Annotated in this window: 19 protein-coding genes; 13 read left to right on the top strand and 6 right to left on the bottom strand. The window is 53.2% G+C overall.

The genetic code is table 11. From position 1 onward, the window contains the following. Nucleotides 1-33: 33 nt before the first annotated feature. A complete protein-coding gene (gene bglS / locus KDC22_RS25510; RefSeq protein ID WP_425517075.1) occupies nucleotides 34-723 on the bottom strand; it encodes a beta-glucanase in 690 nt (229 codons plus the stop codon). A gap of 229 nt (nucleotides 724-952) precedes the next feature. On the opposite strand from bglS, the gene KDC22_RS25505 reads away from it, so the two are divergent. The 3 genes from KDC22_RS25505 (at nucleotide 953) to leuS (ending at nucleotide 5,329) form a co-directional block, all read left to right on the top strand. Then, complete coding sequence (locus KDC22_RS25505) at nucleotides 953-2,020, top strand: AI-2E family transporter (protein WP_211720795.1); 1,068 nt, start codon at nucleotides 953-955, stop codon at nucleotides 2,018-2,020. Nucleotides 2,021-2,484: 464 nt separating this feature from the next. Further along, nucleotides 2,485-2,757 (top strand): hypothetical protein, encoded by a 273-nt coding sequence (locus KDC22_RS25500; RefSeq protein WP_211720794.1) that lies wholly within the window; start codon nucleotides 2,485-2,487, stop codon nucleotides 2,755-2,757. A 139-nt stretch (nucleotides 2,758-2,896) separates the two neighbouring features. Further along, nucleotides 2,897-5,329, top strand: a complete 2,433-nt coding sequence (leuS, locus tag KDC22_RS25495) for a leucine--tRNA ligase (protein WP_211720793.1) — start codon at nucleotides 2,897-2,899, stop codon at nucleotides 5,327-5,329. A gap of 225 nt (nucleotides 5,330-5,554) precedes the next feature. Here the strand turns inward: leuS and comER are convergent, their stop codons facing one another. Beyond that, nucleotides 5,555-6,406, bottom strand: coding sequence for a late competence protein ComER (comER, locus tag KDC22_RS25490; protein ID WP_211720792.1), 852 nt, complete (start codon nucleotides 6,404-6,406; stop codon nucleotides 5,555-5,557). A 146-nt stretch (nucleotides 6,407-6,552) separates the two neighbouring features. On the opposite strand from comER, the gene KDC22_RS25485 reads away from it, so the two are divergent. The 7 genes from KDC22_RS25485 (at nucleotide 6,553) to KDC22_RS25455 (ending at nucleotide 15,005) form a co-directional block, all read left to right on the top strand. Beyond that, a complete protein-coding gene (locus KDC22_RS25485; RefSeq protein ID WP_246552978.1) occupies nucleotides 6,553-7,254 on the top strand; it encodes a ComEA family DNA-binding protein in 702 nt (233 codons plus the stop codon). Nucleotides 7,255-7,957: 703 nt separating this feature from the next. Continuing rightward, the gene (locus KDC22_RS25480; RefSeq protein WP_173128512.1) at nucleotides 7,958-8,476 is read left to right on the top strand and encodes a deoxycytidylate deaminase; all 519 of its coding nucleotides are present in this window, start codon (nucleotides 7,958-7,960) and stop codon (nucleotides 8,474-8,476) included. Nucleotides 8,477-8,686: 210 nt separating this feature from the next. Continuing rightward, the gene (locus tag KDC22_RS25475) at nucleotides 8,687-11,578 is read left to right on the top strand and encodes a ComEC/Rec2 family competence protein (RefSeq protein ID WP_246552976.1); all 2,892 of its coding nucleotides are present in this window, start codon (nucleotides 8,687-8,689) and stop codon (nucleotides 11,576-11,578) included. Between the two features lie 67 nt (nucleotides 11,579-11,645). Further along, a complete protein-coding gene (locus KDC22_RS25470; RefSeq protein WP_173128506.1) occupies nucleotides 11,646-12,539 on the top strand; it encodes a sensor histidine kinase in 894 nt (297 codons plus the stop codon). Continuing rightward, a complete protein-coding gene (locus KDC22_RS25465; protein WP_173128503.1) occupies nucleotides 12,529-13,242 on the top strand; it encodes a response regulator transcription factor in 714 nt (237 codons plus the stop codon). The genes KDC22_RS25470 and KDC22_RS25465 overlap by 11 nt, the downstream gene beginning before the upstream one ends. Before the next feature lie 82 nt (nucleotides 13,243-13,324). Further along, complete coding sequence (locus KDC22_RS25460; RefSeq protein WP_173128500.1) at nucleotides 13,325-14,251, top strand: ABC transporter ATP-binding protein; 927 nt, start codon at nucleotides 13,325-13,327, stop codon at nucleotides 14,249-14,251. Continuing rightward, nucleotides 14,235-15,005 (top strand): ABC transporter permease, encoded by a 771-nt coding sequence (locus KDC22_RS25455; protein ID WP_211720791.1) that lies wholly within the window; start codon nucleotides 14,235-14,237, stop codon nucleotides 15,003-15,005. Before KDC22_RS25460 ends, KDC22_RS25455 begins: the two co-directional genes overlap by 17 nt. A gap of 3 nt (nucleotides 15,006-15,008) precedes the next feature. On the opposite strand, the gene KDC22_RS25450 is transcribed toward KDC22_RS25455, so the two are convergent. The 4 genes from KDC22_RS25450 to nrdI all read right to left on the bottom strand — a co-directional run bounded on the left by KDC22_RS25450 (nucleotide 15,009) and on the right by nrdI (nucleotide 19,688). After that, nucleotides 15,009-15,809 (bottom strand): alpha/beta fold hydrolase, encoded by an 801-nt coding sequence (locus KDC22_RS25450; RefSeq protein ID WP_173128494.1) that lies wholly within the window; start codon nucleotides 15,807-15,809, stop codon nucleotides 15,009-15,011. A gap of 451 nt (nucleotides 15,810-16,260) precedes the next feature. Next, nucleotides 16,261-17,220, bottom strand: coding sequence for a class 1b ribonucleoside-diphosphate reductase subunit beta (gene nrdF, locus KDC22_RS25445; protein WP_173128491.1), 960 nt, complete (start codon nucleotides 17,218-17,220; stop codon nucleotides 16,261-16,263). Between the two features lie 37 nt (nucleotides 17,221-17,257). Next, entirely contained in the window at nucleotides 17,258-19,342 is a 2,085-nt protein-coding gene (gene nrdE / locus KDC22_RS25440) for a class 1b ribonucleoside-diphosphate reductase subunit alpha (RefSeq protein WP_173128488.1), read from the bottom strand. After that, nucleotides 19,329-19,688: a class Ib ribonucleoside-diphosphate reductase assembly flavoprotein NrdI gene (nrdI, locus tag KDC22_RS25435; protein WP_039309577.1), complete on the bottom strand. Its 360-nt coding sequence runs from the start codon at nucleotides 19,686-19,688 to the stop codon at nucleotides 19,329-19,331. The genes nrdE and nrdI overlap by 14 nt, the downstream gene beginning before the upstream one ends. Nucleotides 19,689-20,281: 593 nt before the next feature. Here nrdI and KDC22_RS25430 point away from each other — a divergent pair. The 3 genes from KDC22_RS25430 (at nucleotide 20,282) to KDC22_RS25420 (ending at nucleotide 23,181) form a co-directional block, all read left to right on the top strand. Continuing rightward, on the top strand, nucleotides 20,282-20,821 hold the full coding sequence (locus KDC22_RS25430) for an RNA polymerase sigma factor (protein ID WP_211720790.1): 540 nt from the start codon (nucleotides 20,282-20,284) through the stop codon (nucleotides 20,819-20,821). Then, complete coding sequence (locus tag KDC22_RS25425; RefSeq protein WP_211720789.1) at nucleotides 20,818-21,963, top strand: hypothetical protein; 1,146 nt, start codon at nucleotides 20,818-20,820, stop codon at nucleotides 21,961-21,963. The genes KDC22_RS25430 and KDC22_RS25425 overlap by 4 nt, the downstream gene beginning before the upstream one ends. A 192-nt stretch (nucleotides 21,964-22,155) precedes the next feature. Then, entirely contained in the window at nucleotides 22,156-23,181 is a 1,026-nt protein-coding gene (locus KDC22_RS25420) for a LacI family DNA-binding transcriptional regulator (protein ID WP_211720788.1), read from the top strand. Nucleotides 23,182-23,185 lie beyond the last annotated feature (4 nt).

Genomic DNA, 23,185 nt, shown 5'->3' with positions numbered 1-23,185 from the left:
CGCATCGCCGGGGCCTGACACCTGCCTGCAAGTCTAGTTGCTTGTGTACTTCAGCCAATCGTAATACGCGTAGAGCGGGTTCGCACCGTTATAAGAACCGAGCCAGGAATCCACACCGGTTCCGTTCCAGAGGTTCATCATAATTTTGCCGGGCCGGGAGGGGATATTGCTGGTTGCCGTATGCTTCAATACACCGTCGACATACCACTTGATGTAGCCCGGCTGCCAGTCGAAGGCGTACGTATGATAACTCTGGGATGCATCGAAGCCAAGGTTGACGATTTTCTCATGGCCGCCTACGCCGTTCGTGTAATAGTTGAACTGGACCTTGGTGGTATCCTTGCCGAGGAACTCAATATCAATCTCATCCCAGGGCGTGCCGTCTGAAGGACCGGTATAGGTGAAGAAGGAGGAGACGATCCCGCTGTTCTTGGCCGGCTTCATACTGACCTCGTATTTGCCGTAGCTGTACTTGTTCACAGAGCGGTACTCCGCGCCGTCAAATTTATTATTGCTGGGACTGGTCAGGGCCAGACGAAGCTGTCCGCCACTGGTGAAAGAGATGTTATTCGCACGCCAGGTACAGTTGAACATGGAGCCATTCGAATAGCCGTCGGCTTTTTGCCAGGTTGCGGGATTGAAGTAAGTCAGAGGTTCATTAAAGACGGTGGCCGCCGAAGCGGACGGAGCTCCTGTCAGCAGACCGGCCAGCAGCAGGGTCATTCCTGCACCGAATAACTTGTGTAGCTTTCTCCTCATATACGATACCCTCCTCATAATGAAAGCGCTTTTACAATATGATTGTAGCGAACCTTGGTTCCAGCCACTATACCAACCTGCGAATTGAAATAACAAAAAACCAATTTTTTGCAGAGCAGAGTATTTCACCCCCCTCCCACACATACTAATATGGCATGACGGTTAAGGGCTGTACACGTTCAGGAGGGGTATTATGGAGGAGTGGTCCCGCAGTAAATGGCTCCGCTGGATGATCGGCGTGCTGCTCTCATTGATTATTCTATATTTCGTCTGGCTGCTCCGTCCGATGCTGAATGGGGTATTTCTGTTTCTAAAAGCGATCCTGGCCCCATTCCTGGCCGCCATGATTATCTCATATGTGCTCAATCCGGTGGTCACCATGCTCTCCAGAAGAAAAATGCCGCGTAGTGTGGCCGTCCTGCTGATCTATGCGGTATTCCTCACCTCGCTTGCGGTGATTCTCATCAACCTGATCCCAATGTTCATCGAACAGCTGGAGGAGCTTAACGAGCATTTGCCGGAGATGACCCTGCATGCGCAGGGGCTGATGAAGGGCATGAACTCCAGGCTGATTCCTCCCGGGGTGGAGACAGGGATGAATAACTGGTTCTATCAGCTGGAGAACCGCCTGGCCGAAGGGATCTCCCACTTCCTTAATAATATAGCTTCGACGATCGGCCTTCTGTTCAACGCATTTATCGTGCCTTTTCTGGTGTTCTATATCCTCAAAGACTTCGAGGTGTTCGAACGGGCGGTGGTCTCCTGCCTTCCCCGTTCCCGCCGCAAGTCGATTGTTACGCTGCTCAAAGACATTGACGAGGCGCTCGGCAATTATATCCGCGGCCAGTTTCTCGTCTGCATCATCATCGGTGTGCTGGCTTATATCGGTTATGCCATTATCGGCATGCCTTATGCACTGCTGTTCGCCTGTGTCGTTGCGGTGTTCAACATTGTGCCTTATATGGGCCCGTTTCTGGGGGCGGCTCCGGCCATTGTGATGGCTTCAACCCTGTCGTGGCGCCTCGTCCTGCTGGTGGCGGTGGTGAATACACTCTGCCAGATGCTGGAGAGCAACGTGATTTCTCCGCAGGTGGTGGGACGGAAGCTTCATCTGCATCCGCTGCTGATTATCTTTGCACTGCTGGTCGGAGGGGAGATCGCGGGCATGATTGGACTCATTCTGGCCGTGCCGTTCTTCGCCGCCGCCAAGGTCGTTATTCAGCATATCATCGGCTATTATATCCGCAGAAAACCGGCGTAAAGACGGCAGTTCTTCCTCCCGCTACACCAGGAATCGGGGAATTGTAGCTACTTCGTGTGAAAGGATTGACGGTACATGTATCTTTTGGTTATAATGTGGTGAATATTACGAATAAGAAGCAGTTGTCATAGCAGTGCGATGAAGAGGAGTATTAATTCGTGAGACCGTTATTGCAGAGAGCCGGCACCCCAGGTGCGAGCCGGTTAACGGACCGCAGTGAACTCACCTCGGAGTAATGGCGCAAGCCGCAGGTTCCTTATCTTCATACTAAGGATTCCGGCGTGTGAACCGTCGTCGTCTCACCCCCGTTACAGGGTGTCAAAGTGAGTGCCGGACAAAGAATGTCCGCCGCTAACTAGGGTGGTACCACGGGAATTCATACCTCTCGTCCCTAGCGATAATACGCTAGGGATGGGAGGTTTTTTTGCGGTTGGAAGGCAGCGGCCCGTACAGGGATTAGGCAGGTGCATCAATGGATTGCCCGGGGGAGCGGCGAAGCGGAAGCGGGTCTGCCGGCCCGGCGAAGCATGGGCGGGTTCCTACATACCCGGCAAATCAATGGCGGATATGGCTTTTCAAGCTCTATCGGCCCAGCGAATCATTGCGGGTTCTTAGGCTTTGCTATTCCGCCAGGTGAACAGATGGAATTTACAAAAGTTACAGAGAACGGAACGGAGGGAAATTTTGGAGCTGGAGCAACGAAGTATTCGCCTTTATTCTCGGATTTCTACCGCTGAGAAGCGGTTCAAATCAAAGAAATCGGAGAATAACAGCGATCGGAAGCCCAAAACTTTCTGCGAGTGACGAATACTTCCTGCTCTTTTCGGCAGGCAGAAGTTATAACTAATACAGCAACACTCCAAGGAGGAGCACAAGATGAGCGACAATCATACGGGTTACCGCGCCCAGACCATCGAGCCGAAATGGCAGAAATTCTGGGACGAGAACAAGACCTTTAAGACGAGTGAAGAAGCAGGCAAACCGAAGTTCTACGCCCTGGATATGTTCCCGTATCCTTCCGGTGCAGGACTGCACGTAGGCCACCCGGAAGGATATACCGCTACGGACATCGTCTCGCGTTATAAACGGATGCGCGGCTACAACGTGCTGCACCCGATGGGCTGGGATGCCTTCGGACTTCCTGCTGAGCAGTATGCGATGGATACCGGACAACATCCGCGTGACATTACCTTCAAGAATATCGACAATTTCCGCCGCCAGATCAAGTCGCTGGGCTTCTCCTACGACTGGGACCGCGAGATCAGCACAACGGACCCGGGTTACTACAAGTGGACGCAGTGGATTTTCATCCAGCTGTACAACCGCGGTCTGGCTTATGTAGCTGAGGTATCTGTGAACTGGTGTGAGGCGCTGGGTACGGTTCTGGCGAATGAAGAAGTTATCGACGGCAAAAGCGAGCGCGGCGGCCATCCGGTAGTCCGCAGACCGATGCGCCAGTGGATTCTGAAGATTACTGAATATGCTGACCGTCTGCTGGAGGATCTGGAGGAGCTGGACTGGGAAGAGAGCATTAAGGATATGCAGCGCAACTGGATCGGCAAATCGACCGGCGCTGAGGTAACCTTTGCGATTGAAGGGCATGAGGCCGTGCTTGAAGTGTTCACGACCCGTCCCGATACGCTGTTCGGAGCAAGCTATTGCGTACTGGCCCCTGAGCATAAGCTGGTGGATGCCATTACAACAGAGGAACAGAAGGCAGTAGTTGCGGACTACCGCGACAAGGCTTCCCGCAAGAGCGATCTGGAACGTACGGATCTGGCTAAGGAGAAAAGCGGTGTATTCACTGGTGCCTATGCGATCAACCCGGTGAACGGCGCGCAGGTGCCCATCTGGATTGCAGATTACGTGCTGGCAGGATACGGAACCGGAGCGATTATGGCCGTTCCGGGCCATGATGCCCGTGACTGGGAGTTCGCCAAGCAGTTCGGCCTGAACATCCTGGAGGTTGTACAGGGCGGCAACATTGAAGAAGAAGCTTACTCCGGCGACGGTCCGCATGTGAATTCCGGCTTCCTCGACGGCCTGTCCAATACCGATGCGATTGCCAAAATGATCGCCTGGCTCGAAGAGAAGGGCAGCGGCAAGGGCAAAGTCACCTACCGCCTGCGCGACTGGCTGTTCAGCCGTCAGCGTTACTGGGGAGAGCCGATTCCGATCCTGCACCTGGAAGACGGCACGATGAAGACCGTTCCTGTCGATCAGCTGCCGCTGGTTCTGCCGGATGTGGATGCCATCAAGCCTTCGGGCACCGGTGAATCCCCGCTGGCGAATGTAACAGAGTGGGTTGAGACGGTTGATCCCGAGACCGGCATGAAAGCCCGCCGCGAGACGAATACCATGCCGCAATGGGCCGGCAGCTGCTGGTACTACCTGCGTTATATTGATCCGCACAATGACCAGGAGCTGTGTTCACCGGAGAAGCAGAAGGAATGGCTGCCGGTTGACCTGTATATCGGCGGAGCCGAGCATGCGGTGCTTCACCTGCTGTATGCCCGCTTCTGGCACAAGGTACTCTATGATATCGGCGTAGTCGATACCAAGGAGCCGTTCCACAAGCTGGTGAACCAGGGAATGATCCTGGGGAACAATAACGAGAAGATGAGTAAGTCGCGCGGCAACGTGATTAACCCGGATGAGATCGTGGAGGCCTACGGCGCGGATACCCTGCGTGTCTATGAGATGTTCATGGGTCCTCTGGAAGCAACGAAGCCTTGGAACGAAAAAGGCGTCGAAGGCATTCACCGCTTCCTCTCCCGCGTATGGCGCCTGTTCGTGAATGAAGACGGCAGCCTCAGCGCGAAGATTACAGCGGACGGCGGCAGTGACGAATTCAAGCGCACCTGGCATAAGACGCTGAAGAAGGTTACTGAGGACTTCGAGCATCTGCGCTTCAATACGGCGATCAGCCAGCTGATGATCTTCATCAATGATGCTTACAAGCAGGAGAGCCTGTCCACCGAAGCGGCGGAACAGTTCGTGCAGATGCTGTCGCCGCTGGCACCGCATATTGCCGAAGAGCTGTGGCAGCTGCTGGGTCATGAAGGAAGCATCAGCTATGTCGCTTGGCCGGCCTATGACGATGCCTGGACCGTAGACGCGGAAGTGGAGATCGTCGTGCAGGTGAACGGTAAAATCGTCCAGCGCGCACTGATTCCGGCGGATATGGGCCAGCAGGACATGCAGGACCATGCACTGGCCCTGCCGAATGTGAAAGCGGCTGTTGAAGGCAAAACCGTACGTAAAATCATTGCCGTTCCCGGCAAGCTGGTAAATATAGTAGTGGGTTAAGCGAAGAACGCAATTTTGCCCGCAGCAACGGAGGTTTCCGTGCTGCGGGCTTTCTTGGTTTGGCGCGGCCTGGGCGGGTAAGAGGACCAAGTATCGTGGAAGGCGCCAAGGACAGCACAACCAGGGTGCAGAGCGGCGAGGTAAGGAAGGTAGAGAGACCAAGGCCGGGAAGCGTGACGACTGCCAGCATGGGAAGGGACAAGGCCAAGGCAGGGGCAGGATGGCTTAACGGTCTAAGCGGCTCTGGGCTATGCTGCCCAGCCCGAACAGCTCGTCGAGCTTTTCTACATCCTCATCGTACTTGTCGTGGGTAGTGGTAATCAGCCGTTCAAACACCCCTTCCAGACTGGTCTGCAGATGATTCAGAGCCTGTGCTGTAATGCCGCCACGGACGGCAACCCGTTCCTGCAGCCCCTGGGGGGTGAATGAGCCTTCGGTCAGCAGCTTGCCTGTCCCCAGCAGCATCTCACCGGCAAGCCGGGTGACCAGTGCTTCGTCAATACCTGTCGCTTCTACAGCCGCTTCAATCCACCGCTCCAGGAAATAGCTGAGAAAAGCCGGACCGCAGCTGGAGAAATCCGAGGCAATTCGCGTATGACTCTCCGGAATTTCCTCGGGAACACCAATACATGAGAATAACCGGAGCAGCATCAGCCTGTCTTTTTTATTTAACCGGCTTCCAAAGATGCACAGTGAACTCCCGCCTCTGACGGAATGGGTGATGCTGGGAATGATTTTGGCGATTTTGGAGGGCAGGACAGCTTCCAGATGATAGAGCTGGACAGGGCTGGTAATGGATACCACAATCTGCTCGCTGCGCAGATAAGGCGCAATTTCATCGGTTAACCTCTTGAACTGCAACGGTTTGACACACAGAAACACAATATCGCTCTCCGTCGCGGCTTCGATATTGCCGGAGCATAGGGTGATTCCGGGATGAAGCTTCTTCAGCTCCAGCAGCCTGCCGGGGCTGCGGTTACTGGCCAGCACATCACATGGATCAAGGGCTCCCGAACGAAGAAAGGTGTCAATGAGCAGACCGCCCATGCTGCCGGTTCCGATAAATCCCACTTTCATCCTGTGGTTACCTCCTTTCTAATGTTGCTGGGTTCTGGGCTTACAGGAATACTCTCGTTAAATGTATGCAGGGCAGTCTTGGACAAATGACAGGTTTTAATCGGATTTTTGAATAAAATTCCAGTTCGATGAGGGAGGACAACCTGATGGATAAAAGAATGATCATCTGCGCCATCACCGCCGCACTGCTGGGCGGCAGTCTGGTGTGGGCCGCTGACCACAGAGGAGAGGACGGCATTGCCGGATGGAAGACGCTGAACGCGGGGATGGCGCAGGCGCTGGGTGTCGCTGCTGAAGGGGAAGCCGGCAGTGCGGCCGCTGGGGTTGATGGCGGGAGCGAGGCGGGTGGTAAGGTGGCTGGGGGCGGCAAGGAGAGCGGCGTAACGGTTGGCGGCGGGAAGGAGAGCAGCCTAACAGCTGGGAGCGGAGCTGCGAATGCCCGGGCAACCGGGATAGTCGCTGCGGGGAGCGGGACGGCTGGAGCAGCGGGAGGCGGGACAGGAAGCGGCACTGTAACAGCGGGGAACGGAGTCTCAGGTGGTGGGGCAGGGAGCGCAGGCGGACAGGCAGCAGGTGGCGAAGCTGCGAGTGCCGGGGCAACCGGGAAAGACGCTGTGGGGAGCGGGACGGCTGGAGTAGCGGGTGCGGTGGCCGATGGCCGGATCAATATAAACACAGCTGACCTCAAGCTGCTGATGGACCTGCCGGGCATCGGGGAGAAGAAGGCGCAGGTGATCATTGATTACCGCAGCAGTAAGGGGGCCTTCCGCAGCCTAAGCGACTTGGGGAAGGTGAAAGGAATCGGCCCCAAGCTGCTGGAGAAGCTGAAGCCGCTGGTGGCATTTTGAGACCGATGTCCTTCGGGGTCTTGGCTGGCAGATAACCATAAGTCTGCGAAGAATCGGCCCCCGGGCAGCAGTTGGATTTTGTACACTTAAATCATCCGCCAGTCTTAATTCAGCAAGAACAAGTGGATTAATGTTATCTAATTTGGCTCGTTTGCTCTAAAGCTCCAAGCATCGCTCGAATAAGTGTTGTTTATACAACTGCTTCGCTGTTTTCAAGTATTTCGCCCGAACTAGATGGAGTTTTTCCAATTAGTAACTTTCTCAGCACAGGTACAGCAAGATAAGGATAGTTGGTCAGGAACAGAAATCTAAATAGCAACAGGATGTTATCCGAATTTAATGTCGTTCCCATCCGCCAGAACTGCCTGCAATTGCACTTAGTACATTAGTTTGCTTCAAAATCTGACTAATCAATGAATCTGTTGCACATTGTGCAGTAGAATTCTGTGAAACCGGGGGTTTTGCGGCTAGATTATAAAATCAATTGTACGAAGTACAACAGAACGTAATTTTGTCCCCGATATGGCTATTTCTATTGTAGGAAATGCAATCAGACCTGAAATATTCTTGCCAGTGTTATAACTACATATAAACAGAAGGGCAGGTTAGAGAACAGTTGCTTCCAACCGATGTTCTAGTGAAAAAGCAGGACATTATGATACAATAATGAACAACTATTTATAAAAGAAAGTGGAGATTGCTGATGACTGTGGCTTACCGTAAGAACTGGGATACATACTTCATGGATATTGCCTGCATGGTCTCTACCCGTTCGCGTTGTCCCCGCCGCCATGTCGGCGCTGTGCTGGTGCAGGGTAAGAAGCTGTTGGGTACGGCCTACAACGGGGCGCCGATGGGGGTACCCGACTGCTCGGAAGCGGGTTGTATGGTCTCTGAACAATATGAGCGTGAGCTGGTGAACGGTGAGGAGACTATGGTGAAGAAGCAGCGCTGTATCCGTACGATCCATGCCGAGCAGAATCTGCTGCTGTTCACGGACCGGAGCGACCGGGAAGGCAGTACGGTATACGTTACGGATGAACCGTGCTGGACCTGTGCCAATATGCTGGCTAACAGCGGAATTGTGGAGATCGTCTACCTGCGCCCTTACCGTAAGGATATGGAGAAGGTGCAGGCCATGCTCTCCTCCAAAGGAATTGTGTTCCGCCAGTTAGAGAACTATGAGCCGCCCAAGGAAACGATGATTTCGGTATCAGAATAACTGGCCTATCGATTCCTGGCGGGACATGTAAGACTTGACGGAATGGACGGAATATAGACAGGAATAGAATATGGGCTGCCTTCAGGGGAAGAACCTCTGCTCACGCATATGTTTGCGTTTGCAGGGGTTCTTTGCCGTTGCTGCGGCAGCGGCGGAAGAGAGCAGGTCCATGCAGGCAGGAAAAGAGAGTGTATCTATCTTGAAGGAGAGATGATGATGAACCGGAGGCCGCTCTTAAGCTTCACGATATGTTGGGTTGCCGGAAGTGCAGCAAGCTGTATGTTCTCAGGACGCAGTCTGCTGTTCTGCCTCGCGGGGATGCTGTTACTGCCTGCCATTTGGGCGGTCAGCGGAAGCATACGCTGGAGGATGGCTGCGGTGCTAATAATGGCATTGATTGCGGCAGCGCTATACTGGGAATGGAACGAGGCCCGCAATATGAGTCTGCTGCCTGAGGCACTTGGGCAAAGTGCAAGCGAACTTAATGAGGCCTATGTAACAGCCGCAGGCGTTATTGCGTCTCCGGTGGAGCTGGATGGGGACCGGGTTGATTTTAAGGTGAAGCTGTCAAGGATTGGATTGAGTCAATCAGGAAGTTACGCGGCAGGAGTGGTAGTAGAAGGTACGGGAAAGGGAGCAATAACAGGGCCAGAAACTGTAGATACAGGTTCAGAAACTGGAGTAGATGCAGAATCAGCTACAGAAGCAGATAAAAGGGTCTTGGCAGAAGGAGAAGTAGAAGCTGCAGGAGAGCTGGCTGCCGTACAGATCAAACTCCAGGAGGAGAATGAAATTGCTGTGGCTGCTCAATGGCAGCGGGGAGACCGGGTCGTTATTGAAGGGGAGTTGAAGCAGCCACAGACCGCGCGTAACTTCGGCGGATTCGACTATCGTAATTATCTGCTCACCAACAGGATTCACTGGCTGCTGAAAGGCTCCGGGACAGCCAGTGTAACGGCTGCACCTCCGGCATCCTGGGAGCCATCCATTCTGCTGCGCTGGAATGACCGGGCCCGTTCTGTGCTTGGCGCAGAGATGAGCCGCTTATTTCAGGAGCCACATGCCGGTTATATGAAAGGCCTCGTCATCGGAATCCAGGAGGAGCTGAACCCGGAGACCTTCAAGCAATTCTCGCAGCTTGGGCTGACGCATATTCTGGCCATCTCGGGAATGCATGTGGCGGTGTACGTCGGGGTGATCCTGTTTCTCCTGCGCCGCTGCCGCTTCACCAGAGAAACCGCATTGACGGTGACCCTGCTGCTGGTTCCGGTCTATGTGCTGCTGTCCGGGGCCGGCCCGTCAGTGATTCGCGCCGGGTTAATGAGCATGATTGCACTGCTCGCGGCAAGGCTTGGTATGCTTAAGGATGGAATGAATATTTTGGCGGCGTCTGCCCTGATGATGCTGCTCTGGAACCCGTACCTGCTGCTTAGCGTCAGCTTTCAGCTGTCCTTTCTGGTGACGGCGGGCCTTATGGTGTATACCCCGCTGGCTGCGCCATTGTTCAGGGGCTTACCGGGCTGGCTGGGCAGCGCCCTCTCGGTGACACTTATTGCCCAACTGGTTTCTTTTCCGCTGACGATCTATTACTTCAACCAATTCTCCCTGTTGTCGGTTGCCGCCAATCTGCTGTTGGTTCCCTTCATCACGTTCCTGGTGCTGCCGCTCGGTACACTGGCCCTGCTGCTGGGTCGGGTCTGGAATGCTGCGGCTCTCTTGACTGCGCAGTGTGCAGAGTTCTTGAATAACGTTACGTTTGCGGCGGTAGAGTGGGTGAACGGATTCACGGCTGGCGTGCTGATCTGGGCTTCGCCTTCCTTCCTGTGGATCTGTCTCTACTACGGCCTGTTATATGGTTTGCTATATGCCTTGAAGCGGCGGACAGAGATTAGGCTTGTTCCCCAGTTCATGGACGATGAGACCCGGCCGCTGTCGGAGCTAGAGCAAACGGAAGCTCCGGGCAACAGACATGGGAAGTCCGGCATTAACAGCAACAATAGAAGTAACAGCAACAACAGCAACAACAGCAATAACACCAGCCGCAATTATTCGCTGGATTCGGCAGCCGCTGCGAACAACGGAAGAGCAGCCTTAGCTTTCCAGGCTTATCCGCCGACTGGAGCAACACGCTGGAGCAGCCTCGCGGCTATGCTGTGCACTGCCAGCATAGTGCTACTCCTGTACAGAGGCTACAATGCGGAGAATCTGAATGGCGCAGGAGCGATCAGCTACCTCGATGTGGGGCAGGGTGACAGCATCCTGATTACTACACCTGGCGGAGCCCACATCCTCGTTGACGGCGGCGGGACTGTGAGCTTCGGCAGCAGGGAGGAGTGGCGGCTCCGCCGCAGCCCGTTTGAGGTGGGGGCCAAGACACTGCTGCCGCTGCTGAAGCAGCGGGGTATCCACCGGCTGGACGCGGTTATCCTGACGCACGGCGATCAGGACCATGCCGGAGGGCTACAGGCAGTGCTGGAGGGAATACCCGTATCAGCACTGCTGTTCAACGGGACGCTCACCGGTAAGGAGCCATACACCAAGCTGATGACTACGGCGCTGGCTGCGGGTATCCGGCTGTATCCGGTGCAGCAGGGCATGGTTCTGGCCCCCGACGAAGCCACGCGGCTGAATTTCCTCTGGCCGGAGCCGCCTGCGGACGGGCAGGCCCTTCCCGATGTAGTGGAGGATCAGAATCACGAATCGGTGGTGTTCCGGCTGGAGATGAACGGCCGGGGGTTTCTTTTCACAGGCGATATGGACATGGCAGCCGAGGAAGCGATATTGCAATCTGCGCAACAGGCCGGATTCAGCCCAGGCAGGCCCATCGACGTCCTCAAGGTCGCCCACCATGGCAGCAAAACCGCCACCAGCGCAGACTGGCTCGCCTTCTGGAAGCCCGGGGCCGCTGTAATCTCAGCCGGTGTGAATAACCTGTACGGACATCCGAATAGCGGTGTGCTTGACCGGTTGGCAGACGCAAATACAGAGATCTACCGGACTGACCAGCAGGGGGAGATTCAGCTGAGAGTGAGCAAGGAAGCCACCATCATTCGCCACAAGCTTAATCCGGCCGCGAGCGGAACGCCTGAATCCCTCTATTGAAATCGTATATAATAAGATTCATAAGAAAGGAAGTGATCGTATCCTTATTGTCCTGGCAGGACTCTTAATGCTGCTGATATTCCAGACGCTCTACCTGCTGAACTACAAAAGCCAGATTAAGCAGATCAGCAGCCAATTGTCTTTTATTATGGAGCATCAATCCCGTAAGTTTGTAGCTACGCAATTGAAGCCGAGGGAGATCGACAGGCTGGTCCGGGAGTGCAATATGCTGCTGAGCCGCCAGAGAGCTATGGATGAGCAGTTCAGCCGCAAGAATCAGGAGATGAACTCTACGATTATTAGTCTGTCCCATGATATACGGACGCCGCTCACTTCCCTGGACGGTTATCTTCAATTGGCGCTGCGGGCGGGGGCGGAGCAGGAGAAGAGCCAGTATGTAAGGCTTGCCCAGTCGAGAATACAGCAGATCATCAAGCTGGTGGATGAGCTGTTTCTGTATACGAAGCTGCAGAATCCTGAATATGTGTTTGAGCTGCAGCCGGTTGAGGTTATGGAGGTGCTGAAGCGGAATCTGTTCACCTTCCTTGATGACTTCACCCGTTCCGGGGAGGAGCCTGAACTCCGGCTGCCGGAGCGGTCCGCGCTGGTCATGGGGGATACGAATGCTATAGAGCGAATATTCTCCAATATTATCGGCAACTATTTCATCCACGGGGCAGGCCCGCTTTCGGTCGAAGTCCAGGATAGGCAGGATACGCTGTGTATACGCTTCACTAACCGGCTGAAGGCGGGCAGTACAGTGGATACGGAGAAGATATTTACCCGCTTTTACAAAGAAGATCCGTCGCGTACCCTCCATTCCTCCGGTCTTGGACTTTCGATTGTGAAGGCGCTGATCGAGAAAATGAACGGATACGCAGAGGCCGAATGTACAGCGGATACCTTCAGGATTAGCATAGCCTTCAAGACAACGGGAAAGGAGTATGCCCATGTACACTAATGTTAACGGCAGCAGGGACGGGAACCGCAGGCGAATTCTCATCGTTGAGGATGACGAGCATATTAACGGGATTATCCATGACGGGCTTACCGCCGCAGGATTTCTGTGCACCCGCGCTTATTCGGGCAGTGAAGGGCTGCTGAACCTGGCGGAGCGGGAGTATCACCTGATCGTGCTGGATCTGATGCTGCCGGGGTTGTCCGGGGAGGCGTTCATGCACAGCCTGCGCAAGGAGCGGAATTCCGGGACTCCGGTAATTATCCTCTCGGCCAAGGACCAGCTCGATCATAAGCTGAATCTGTTCACGCTGGGCGCGGATGATTATGTGACCAAGCCCTTTGAGCTGGAGGAGCTGATTGCCCGCATCCATGTCCATATCCAGCGAACAACTGGGGAGGAGCCGGTGAATGAATTCAGACATAAGAATCTGGTGCTGGATAGTGTGGATTACAGTGTGCGAATTCACGGAACAGCGCTTAATCTGACCCGGCAGGAATACAGAATTGTAGAACTGCTGCTTAAGAATCCTACCCGCGTGTTCACCAAGCAGGATCTCTATGAGCTCGCCTGGAACGAGGTCTATCTGGGGGAGGACAAAACCATAACCGTACATATCAGCAATATCCGCAACAAAATCAAACCGCATGACAGTGAAGCCTATATTGATACGATCTGGGGCATCGGCTTCAGGCTGAGCAGATGAGCACAGCTTTGAACTTTCTTAACCTTTTATTGGCGATATCTTAGTCTTCATCCTGTTAACTTAGGGTAAGGAGGTGGCAGCCATGACAGATTGCATGATTGAAATATGCGGACTTACCAAGATGTACAAATCGAAAACGGCGGTACGAAATGCCGATCTCAAGATTTACAGAGGGGAGATTGTCGGGATCATCGGGAGGAACGGGGCGGGTAAATCCACCCTGCTGAAGATGATCGGCGGACTCGTGTATCCGACCTCGGGAGAGCTGCATTTCTTCAACCGTGCTGCGGCCGGGGAGCAGTCTTTTTTCGAGCGGATGGGTGTACTGATTGAGAATCCCGGGTTATACCCGAATGTTTCAGCTTACGAGAATTTGAATCTGCTCGCCATGGCGTATGGTCTGGGGGACAGGAACGCGGCGATAGAGAAATTGCTGCAGCTGGTAGGACTCGATAGCAAGAATACTGCCAAAGTTAAAAGCTATTCCATGGGTATGAGGCAGCGGCTGGGGATAGCGGTGGCATTGCTCGGCAGTCCCGATGTGCTGATTCTGGATGAGCCGATTAACGGGCTGGACCCGCAGGGCATTGTGGAGATACGGCAGTTGATTCTGGAGCTGAACACAGCGGGCTTAACGATTCTGATCTCCAGCCATATCCTGGAGGAGCTATCGAAGATCGCCACCAAATACGTCATTATTCATCAGGGAGAGTTCATCGAGGTTCTCTCGCGGGAAGAATTGCAGCAGCGCTGCGAGGAACGGATTGAGCTTGGAGTGGAGGAAGCCCGGGCAGCTCTTCCGGTGCTGGAGCGCGAGCTGAATATCACGAAATATAAGGTGGTGGACAGCCGGACGGTGTATGTATATGACGAGAATATCCACATCCGGCAGATCGTCAAGGTGCTGTCGGAGCAGGGGATAATGATAGATTCCATAGCAAAGCACAAGCAGAGCCTGGAGCAATATTTTCTGGAACGCACGGAAAGTGCAGGTGAACGGCATGATTAATCTGCTTAAGATGGACCTGCACCGGTTCGGGAGAAATAGAATGATGTATCTGCTGCTGCTGTTGTTCTGCGCTTTTCAAATCTTCGGCATCTTCATGATGAAGAAATACGAGCAGCCGGTGGAGGGTGCTATTCCAGTCAGCCGCTTAACGGAGAGCGAATTCATCCAGTATAACATCTCGCAGCCGCCTTCATGGATGCTGATCTATATTGCGGTGTTCACGATCTATTTTTATATGAGCGAATTTAATTCCGGCTTCCACAAAAATTACATTTCCATGCGTAACGCAAGACTCCACTCCGTATGCTCAAAATTGATCATTCTCGCCATTTTTGTGGCGATGATGTTTCTGACGATGCTGATTGCTGACGGGGCCGGGAGAAGGCTGTTTTTTGACCGGTCTGATCTCGGTGACCTTGCCGTGTTCATTCCGCTGCTAATCGGCCAATTCCTGCTGCACTGGGCGTTCTCGATCCTTATTCTCTGTATTGCCATGATCGCCAAAAACCTGCTCATCAGCCTGAGCGCGGGATTTATTCTGGCACTGAATGTGATCGGCATGGTGTTGGCGGCCCTGGAGGCTCAGCTTACCGGCATTCATCTGAGCAAATATCTGCTGATCAATACGCTTGTGCGGGTCAAGGATTTCAATAGTACAGCTGACATAGTGCATACGTTTGGCGTTGCGGCCGCAGCCATTCTATTATTTGGCTTCCTTGCCGTCAGGTATAAGCTGAGGGAGGATCTGAACTAGAGATTACTTCCGGGGGCGATCGGCTGCCATTCTTATATATCCCCCGGGCAGATCCCTGTCGTGTATCCAGGCATCCACCAGCCCGTTGAAAAGCTCTGGCCTCGCCAGAGAGACTCCGTGTCCAACCCCGGGGATCATCACGCCGATACAGTGGGAGCTCGCGTCAACAAGGTCTTGGGCGGATTGCTTCATCACAGCTTTTTCTTGCTCGCCGACGGTTACTAATATCTTGCCTGCGGCCTCGCTGAACCCGGGGGGGATGGAGAATGACATATTCTCTTCCAGCACGGTGATCAGGGTCTCAGGCTGCATCCGGCAGCTCTCTTCATAATACCGCTCCAGGTATTCATCGCCCAGATATAGTGTCTTGGCCTGAAGCCTGGAGAACCATCTGTATTGGATCAGGGGGAAGGATAATCTGGCAGCCGGTCTGATCCATCTTGCAGCATAGGAGACCGGTCTGACCAGAGCACTGTTAATGATGGCATAATCAATGAGCGCAGGCTGCATGCCCAGCATTTGAGTCAACACTTGTGCGCCCAGCGAAAAGCCTATAACGACGACTTTCTTGCCGCCAGCGTGGTCTTCAATCCATTGGAGCAGTTCTGCTGCACTGCTGCGGATAGAGAATTCAGGTGCATCTGAACTTAGCCCGTGTCCGGGCAGATCGGGTACCGCACAGTGGTAGCGGGCAAAAGCCTTAACCTGCTTCTCCCACATCCAGCCGCTCACGCCGCCGCCATGCAGGAAGATCATCAGACAATCCGCGCTCCGATCCCCGTATTCTTGAATATGTAAGGCCATACCACCACACCTCATTCTTGTAAAAATACCCATCCCTACTCCTACGTCTCAACACCCGTATGGTCTCATATATAGATTCGGCTTTGCCTTCCTTTTGGGGACGGTACCGTTTCAGTGAAAAGTGGAGCTTGGGTTTCGATGTTTACTCAGGACCTTCGCAGGGCCTAGAACTGTGTCTCACAAAAAAAGCCCCCGTCAGCTTGTCCAAGCTGACGGGGGCTTTTTATACATACTATCCTATAGATTGAACTTGTTAATTACAAATAAAGGGTAAGTGGCGGAAGGGAATTTTGGAACTGTAGGAGCGTTAGCGTCCGCCTTTGTATACGGATTTCTACCGCGAACAGCGGTCTAATCAAGGAAATCTGTATACAACAGCGGCCGGAAGTCCAAAACTTCTCTGGAGCCACGATTATCCCGGAATCGGTATTTACAAGTTCAATCTACCCACTTAAAACTTAAAATCCTCATCCCGCAAAGGCTCCACATTCATAGCCCGCACATACCCGTTGCCCTTCTTCGAGAAGAAGTCATGCTGCTTGGTGTGGGTGCTGATCCCGTTCTGCACGATCGGGTTGATCTCTTCTTCATCGAACAGCGGATCATGGCCGAGGTTCATCATCGCCTTGTTGGCATTGTAGCGCAGGAACGTCTTCACTTCCTCCACCAGACCAATCGGCGCGTAGATCTGCTCGGTGTATTGCTCCTCATTTGCATGCAGCAGGCGCAGCAGACCCACCAGGGTCTGGTAGACATCGCTCTGGTCCTCTTCGGACAGCTCTTCGAAAATCTCCTGGGCAAGCACGCCGACATAGACGCCGTGGATGCTCTCATCGCGCAGGATCAGGTCGATGATCTCGCCGCTGCAGGTCATTTTGCCTTGTCCGGCCAGATAGAGCGGGTAGAAGAAGCCGCTATAGAACAGGTAGCTCTCCAGCAGAACCGATGCGGACATCGCCAGATAGAGGTCTTTCTTCGTTTCAATCTTAGAATAATATTCAGAGATCGTCGCTGCCTTGAACTGCAGGAACGTGTTGTCCTCCACCCAGCGGAAGATCCCGTCAATCTGCTCGGTGGAAGCCAGTGTGGTGAAAATACTGCTGTAGGATTTCGCATGAATCTGCTCCATCATCCCCATGAAGCCGAGAACCGCCTTGCGCTGCAAGCCGTCCACATGCTCCATAATCTGCGGCATACCCACGCCGCCCTGAATCGTATCCAGCAGGGTCAATCCGCCCAGCACCTTCATATAGGAGTCCTTTTCGATCTCACTCAGCGTGAGCCAGGACATTTTGTCATCGGATAATGGAATTTCGTCGTCGGTCCAGAACTGCATAATATTCTGATTCCAGAACATCAGCGAGAAATCGTCGTCGGGACGGTTCCAGTTCACGGCTTGGATTGCGCTCATAATCGTATATTCTCCCTTTCTGTACCCGTGCCCGCTCTTAGATAGAGCAGGACAGGCATTCCTCGACAGACAGTTTATTGGTCCGGGTGTAGTACAGGGATTTCAGTCCCTTGTGCGCCGCATACAGGTAAGAGCGTGCCAGCTCACGTGTCGTTACATCACTGTTCACATGCAGGACCGTCGAGATGCCCTGGTCGATATGGGGCTGAATTTCCGCAATCAGATCAATCACCTTAAACTGGTCCATCTGGTAGGCGGATTTATAATAGAACACATTGTCCGGACGCAGGTAAGGCATCGGGTAGTAGGTGGTCGAGTTGGCATAGGTGCGGGTCTCGATCTGCTCTACAATCGGCATTACGCTGGAGGTGGCATTCTGGATGTACGAGATGCTCGCTGTAGGCGCAATCGCCAGACGGTAGGCATGGTACAATCCGTTCTGCATAACCTTGTCACGCAGCTCTTTCCAATCCTCGGTGGTAGGAATGTAGATCCCCTCGAACAGCTCCTGCGCTTTTGCCGTAACCGGACGGTAGTCTGTAGTCAGATAACGGTCGAAATACACGCCGCTGGCGTAGTCGGACTGCTCGAAGCCATAGAAGGTCTCACCGGTCTCGGCGGCGATCTCCATACTTTTCTCAATCGAATGATAGTTCATCGTCATGAAGAAGGTACGGGCGAAATCACGGGCCTGCTCACTCTCATAAGCCACCTTGTTCTTGGCAAAGTATCCATGCAGATTCATCACGCCCAGACCCACGGAGTGCATCTCCTTGTTCGCTTTGGCTACGCCCGGAGCGTTGGAGACCGTAGTCATATCACTGACCGCAGTCAATGCCAGCATCCCTTCATGTACGGATTCACGGATCTTGCCGTGCTCCATCACATTCACGATATTCAGTGAAGCCAGGTTGCAGCTAATATCGCGGCGGATGGCATCCTCTTGCCCGTAATCATTGATCTCCGAAGTCTCCTGCAACTGGAAAATCTCGGTGCACAGGTTGGACATCTTGATCTGGCCCACATTCCGCAGGGCATGAGCAGCGTTGGCGTTGCTCTTGTTCATAATATATGGGTAGCCCGATTCAAGCTGGATCATGGCGATCTTGGTCAGCATGTCGCGTGCGCTCATGGCGATTCTTTTCTTCACCCGCGGATCGGCGAGCAGGGTGTCGTACATGACGTCCAGATCCATGTCATCCAGATGCGTACCGTACGCCTGATAGACTGTATAAGGAGCGAACACATGCAGCGGCTGATTATCCTGTGCGAGCTTGTAGAAGCGGTTAGGCACGATCAGGCCGATAGACAACGTCTTCAGGCGTGTCCGTTCGTCGGCGTTGATCTTCTTGCTGTCCAGGAATTCGAGTACATCCCAGCCAAAAATATTATAATAAGCCGCGCCCGAACCCTTGCGCTGACCCATCTGGTCGGCGTAGGAGAAGCCGTCTTCCATGAGCTTCAGGACAGGCATGATGCCTTTGGCCGCATCCTCGACACCCTTAATCGTCTCGCCGCGCGATCGCAGCTTGGACAGATTGACGGCAACACCGCCGCCGATCTTCGACAGCTGCATGCAGGTGTTCAGCACATAGTTGATCGAATTCAGCGAATCGTCCATCTCCAGCAGGAAGCAGGAGACCATCTCACCGCGGCGGCTTTTGCCGGCATTGAGGAAGGTTGGCGTAGCAGGCTGCAGGCGCTGCTCCATCATCGAGCGGGCCAGTGTACGGGCCGTCTCCACATTGCCGCGTCCCAGATGCAAGGCTACGACAGCTACACGGTCCGGATAATGCTCCAGGTACTGCTTGCGGTCATTACTTTTGACAGCATAGTCCGTATAGAACTTGGAAGCCGCCATATAGGAAGGGAACTGGAAATTATATTCGTGGGCAATCCGGTAGACATCCTCCATCTCAGCCGCAGAATAACGGTCATACAGGTCCTCGTAGTAATCATTGGCAATCATATAATCAATCTTCGCTTTGGTAGTTGTGAAGGTCAGGCTGCGCCGCTCCACATCCCGCATGAACTCGGCTACCGCCTCCTGGTCCTTATCCAATTGGAAAAAGCCGCTTTCGTCTCTCTTCATCAACATGTTGTTCAGTTCAATATGCCGCAACCCGGTCCACCTCCTGTTTTATGCGCTGTACATCACCAAATGTTCCCGACAATTCAAACTTGCCGACCACCGGTACGTTGTAACGCTGTGCAATCAGATCTGCGCTGTGCGCATATAGCTCACCCCAGTTTTTGTTGCCGCTCGCGGCGATGCCTTTGAGCCTGGAATGGTTCTTCTCTAAGAATGAGGATACCTTCTCTGGAATCTGTCCAAATCCGGTGGTGTATGTAACAAGCACGTAAGGCTCGTCGATCGTCATATGCTCTTCGATTTGAACAGCGGGAAGCTTCAGTTTATTGATGAACCTTCTAACGTTGCCAGTCTTGGAATCGTAAGCAATCAGCATGGTCCCTAACCTCCTATAACATTAGCTCTTTCTACTTGACAAATGATGATGGGCCATTTCACTAGATTTATTGGCTTTTCTATTATATACACTATATTTAGTAATGCTTAATCATTTTATATACCATATATTGAAAAGTCAAGTGACGAACAACCCCTCCCAGGCCCGGAAAATGCGGGTTGAAATGGCCAATCCCACGCCCCGCCTGCATTCTATTCTCTTATAATTTATTAGTATTTTTTTTAAGCAATTTGCTGCGCGGGGGAATGGTCCGAATGGGGCGTTTGGCGAAGGGGAATCGTCTGCGGATTGATCAGGCATTCAGACTCCGGTGAATACGGATGTGATTGCATTTTATACATTAGATGGACTCGAATTCTCGGGGGAAATGGGATCTGTTGCATTTTGTACACTTGATTTCAGCAAATGAGGGGGATTGGAGCAGATTTTCCAAATTCTACTGTAGGAAATGCAATAGAATAGGTTTTAACGTTGAATATCATCCGTTCTATTGCAGGAAGTGCAATCAGTCCACATATAAAGGGAACCGTTTCTGCCCGCGTGAGTCTTATTGGGTGAGAGGGGAGAGAAGTATGAATCGTAGTAACGAATTACCCTATAACATGACCTGCGTTCCGTCTATATCCCTTCGTGAGATGATGGAGACTTATGGTTCGGACGTATGGAATTATGCTTTTTTCTTAACCCGCAGCCGGGAGCAGGCCAGTGACATCAGCCAGGAGGTATTCCTTAAGGCATACAAGAGTATCGGCAAGTACCGGGGCCAAGCCACCTTGAAAACCTGGCTGCTCACCATCACCCGCAACACCGCGTTCAGCTTACGGAAGAGCAGCTTCTGGCGGAGGTTCACTCCGCTGGGAAGCCATCAGGATCAGGGAGGCACCTTGTCCGCAGAACAAGAGGCTATCGGCAATCAGTACGCGAACCACATCTGGGAGATCATCATGGAGCTGCCGGATAAGTACAGAGAGGTGCTGGTGCTGGATATTCAGCAGGATCTATCTGTCGCTGAACTGTCAGCGCTGCTCGGGATCGCGCAGGGGACGGTCAAATCGCGTCTTGGCCGGGCCAGAATGAAAGTGAGAACGGCGATGAAGGAGGAAGACCTGTGAAGACAAGACAAGAGAATGAGCAAGTGAAGGTGATGAGCGGGGAAAAGGACTGGTACAAGCAAGCCGGGCGCAACCCGCTTGTAGAGCCGGGATTCACGCCACAGCTCATGGCGCGGATTGAAGAGGCTGCGGCAGAAGGCTCACCGGGCAAAAGCGGACACCGCCGCCGGTTCGGGCGGGCCGCGGGCCTGGGCGGACTGGCAGCAGTGCTGCTAATCAGTGTGCTGATCTGGCCATTTGGCCCGGGGGCCGATTCCGGCCCGGCAGCGAAGCTGGCCTCGCTATTCAAGCCTAGCTCGGGAGCGGCTGTGGTACAACCGTCGCCGTCTGCTTCAGCAACCCCTTCGGCATCGCCGGGGGCTTACCAGCCCCCGCTCGGCTCTGCGGAATTCGAGCTAGGCGGGATGAAGTACTATATGCCCCTGCCCATGAACAGAGACAGGGCAAGTGCGCGTGCCGTGGAGACTAATGCCGGTATCGTCTGGTCGCCTCCGCCTCCGATGGTGAATTACAGCAAGCCTGGATACACACATCCTACTGAGCCTTATGCATTATATCTGTCTCACAAAGGGCAGCCTGAGCTGTCGGAAGCTACAGCCAAGCGGATATACACCTTGCCGCTCTACGCGGGCGGTTCACAGAGCTACTATGAACTGTCCGGAATCTATGCCGGTGGCGATTATGTTATCATGAGTAGCGCTACCTTTACCTTGGGTAAGAAAAATAGCAGAACACAGGATAAGTTCTTTGTAGTGAATGTAACCGCAGCGGCGGCCGGAGAAACGGCAGTTCCACGTGAGCTGTATGACTACGCCGGCGAAGGCTACGATCTTTCTGTTCACAGATCGTATATTGCTTTTGATCATGTGAATGAAGGTATGCTGGTTGTATATTATACGAAGAATGGACGGAACGCTTATGAGATGCATGGTGTATTATACGATTTAGCTACAGGTGAGAAACAGAACGTTGAGAGCAAGATCGGGATCGATATTAAAGGACAGAAGCAAACAGCCGTTTATGAGATACAAGGAAAGAAGCGCGAAGCTGACATGGCGTTGCTGCTCGGCCAGCAGTGGTATTATGATTGGTACTATAATGAATTCGGAGAGCATATAGAACCAGTCCCGACAGGGATGTGAGTGTTCTGTATTTGTAGCATCGAATAGAGGAATCCTGGTGAGACTACGGGGTTCTTCTTTGCTGTCTGCTGCTTAATCCGATTCAAGTAGATAATTTACTAAAATAAAGCTATAATTTTGATAATATCATCAAGTAAACTTTGTCTGTGTTTATTATTGGACTTCTATATATAGAAGAGTGGAGCGGGGTAAATGAAGAAGCTGACCATTGAGGATGTGGCCCAGAAGGCGGGCGTATCGAAAAGCACAGTCTCGCAATTTTTGAATAAACGGTTCAAATATATGAGTGAGGCGACCAAAAACCGCATCGCCGAGGTTATTGACGAGCTGAACTACCAGCCGAACGGCCTGGCCCGCAGCCTGAAGCAGAACCGCACGCATATGGTTGGCATTATTGTAGCCAATATTGATTATTCGCTGTCCATCCAGTGTATCCGGGCGATCGAGAATGAGCTGCAGCGCCACGGGATTCAGGTGATCATCTGCAACTCGGACGAGAACGCCGATAAGGAGAATACTTATGTGGAGACGCTGGTCGCCCGGCAGGTGGATGGGCTGATTATTTTCCCGGCTGGAGATCAGCCCGCACCCTACACCCGATTAATTGAAGCGGAATACCCGCTGGTCTTCATGGACCGGCTGGTAGACGGAATCACTACCCAGAGCCTGCTGCTGGATAACGAGATGGCGGTGAAGACAGCCGTCCGGGAGCTGAGCAACTACGGCCATGAAGCGATTGCTATTCTTTCGCTGCCGCTGGGAGTCCATGCGATTACCCCGCGCAAAGAGAGAATGAGCGGGTACAAGAAGGCGATGGAGGAGGCCGGTCTGCCGCTGCTGGACTCATACATGCGCAGTGTGCCGCGCGAAGATATCGCTGCTGCATTGGACGAGTTGCTGCAGCTGCCCCAGCCGCCGACAGCACTGCTTGCCGCCAATGATCTGGTGCTGGGCGAAATTCTTAAATATGCGAACCGCCATGCCATTGCGATCCCCGGCCAGTTGTCGGTTATCGGCATTGACGATGCCGAATTCGCCCGAATCTACAATCCTGACATTACTACGATCCGTCAGCCAGCTTACGAGATGGGGATGCAGGCAGCGAAGATTATGCTCTCATTGATCAACGATGCGGACGGCGCAATCCCTATCACTTACAGATTTCCGCCTTCCTTGCAGCAGGGAGCCTCCGTGCAATCACCGGCTCAATCGAAATAGAACG

It is taken from the genome of Paenibacillus tritici (assembly GCF_018207515.1).
In the GTDB taxonomy this organism is placed as follows: Bacteria; Bacillota; Bacilli; order Paenibacillales; family Paenibacillaceae; genus Paenibacillus_AQ; species Paenibacillus_AQ tritici.
This window is presented reverse-complemented; position numbering and strand designations above follow the sequence as displayed.

Bases quoted from the DNA above. Each gene is read 5' to 3' on its own strand.
- KDC22_RS25460 (WP_173128500.1), top strand. From the start codon at position 13,325: ATGACAGATTGCATGATTGAAATATGCGGACTTACCAAGATGTACAAA.
- nrdI (WP_039309577.1), bottom strand. From the start codon at position 19,688: ATGCTGATTGCTTACGATTCCAAGACTGGCAACGTTAGAAGGTTCATC.
- KDC22_RS25450 (WP_173128494.1), bottom strand. From the start codon at position 15,809: ATGGCCTTACATATTCAAGAATACGGGGATCGGAGCGCGGATTGTCTG.
- KDC22_RS25420 (WP_211720788.1), top strand. From the start codon at position 22,156: ATGAAGAAGCTGACCATTGAGGATGTGGCCCAGAAGGCGGGCGTATCG.
- KDC22_RS25470 (WP_173128506.1), top strand. From the start codon at position 11,646: ATGCTGCTGATATTCCAGACGCTCTACCTGCTGAACTACAAAAGCCAG.
- KDC22_RS25475 (WP_246552976.1), top strand. From the start codon at position 8,687: ATGATGATGAACCGGAGGCCGCTCTTAAGCTTCACGATATGTTGGGTT.
- KDC22_RS25505 (WP_211720795.1), top strand. From the start codon at position 953: ATGGAGGAGTGGTCCCGCAGTAAATGGCTCCGCTGGATGATCGGCGTG.
- KDC22_RS25485 (WP_246552978.1), top strand. From the start codon at position 6,553: ATGGATAAAAGAATGATCATCTGCGCCATCACCGCCGCACTGCTGGGC.
- bglS (WP_425517075.1), bottom strand. From the start codon at position 723: ATGACCCTGCTGCTGGCCGGTCTGCTGACAGGAGCTCCGTCCGCTTCG.
- leuS (WP_211720793.1), top strand. From the start codon at position 2,897: ATGAGCGACAATCATACGGGTTACCGCGCCCAGACCATCGAGCCGAAA.
- KDC22_RS25480 (WP_173128512.1), top strand. From the start codon at position 7,958: ATGACTGTGGCTTACCGTAAGAACTGGGATACATACTTCATGGATATT.
- KDC22_RS25430 (WP_211720790.1), top strand. From the start codon at position 20,282: ATGAATCGTAGTAACGAATTACCCTATAACATGACCTGCGTTCCGTCT.
- KDC22_RS25465 (WP_173128503.1), top strand. From the start codon at position 12,529: ATGTACACTAATGTTAACGGCAGCAGGGACGGGAACCGCAGGCGAATT.
- nrdF (WP_173128491.1), bottom strand. From the start codon at position 17,220: ATGAGCGCAATCCAAGCCGTGAACTGGAACCGTCCCGACGACGATTTC.
- comER (WP_211720792.1), bottom strand. From the start codon at position 6,406: ATGAAAGTGGGATTTATCGGAACCGGCAGCATGGGCGGTCTGCTCATT.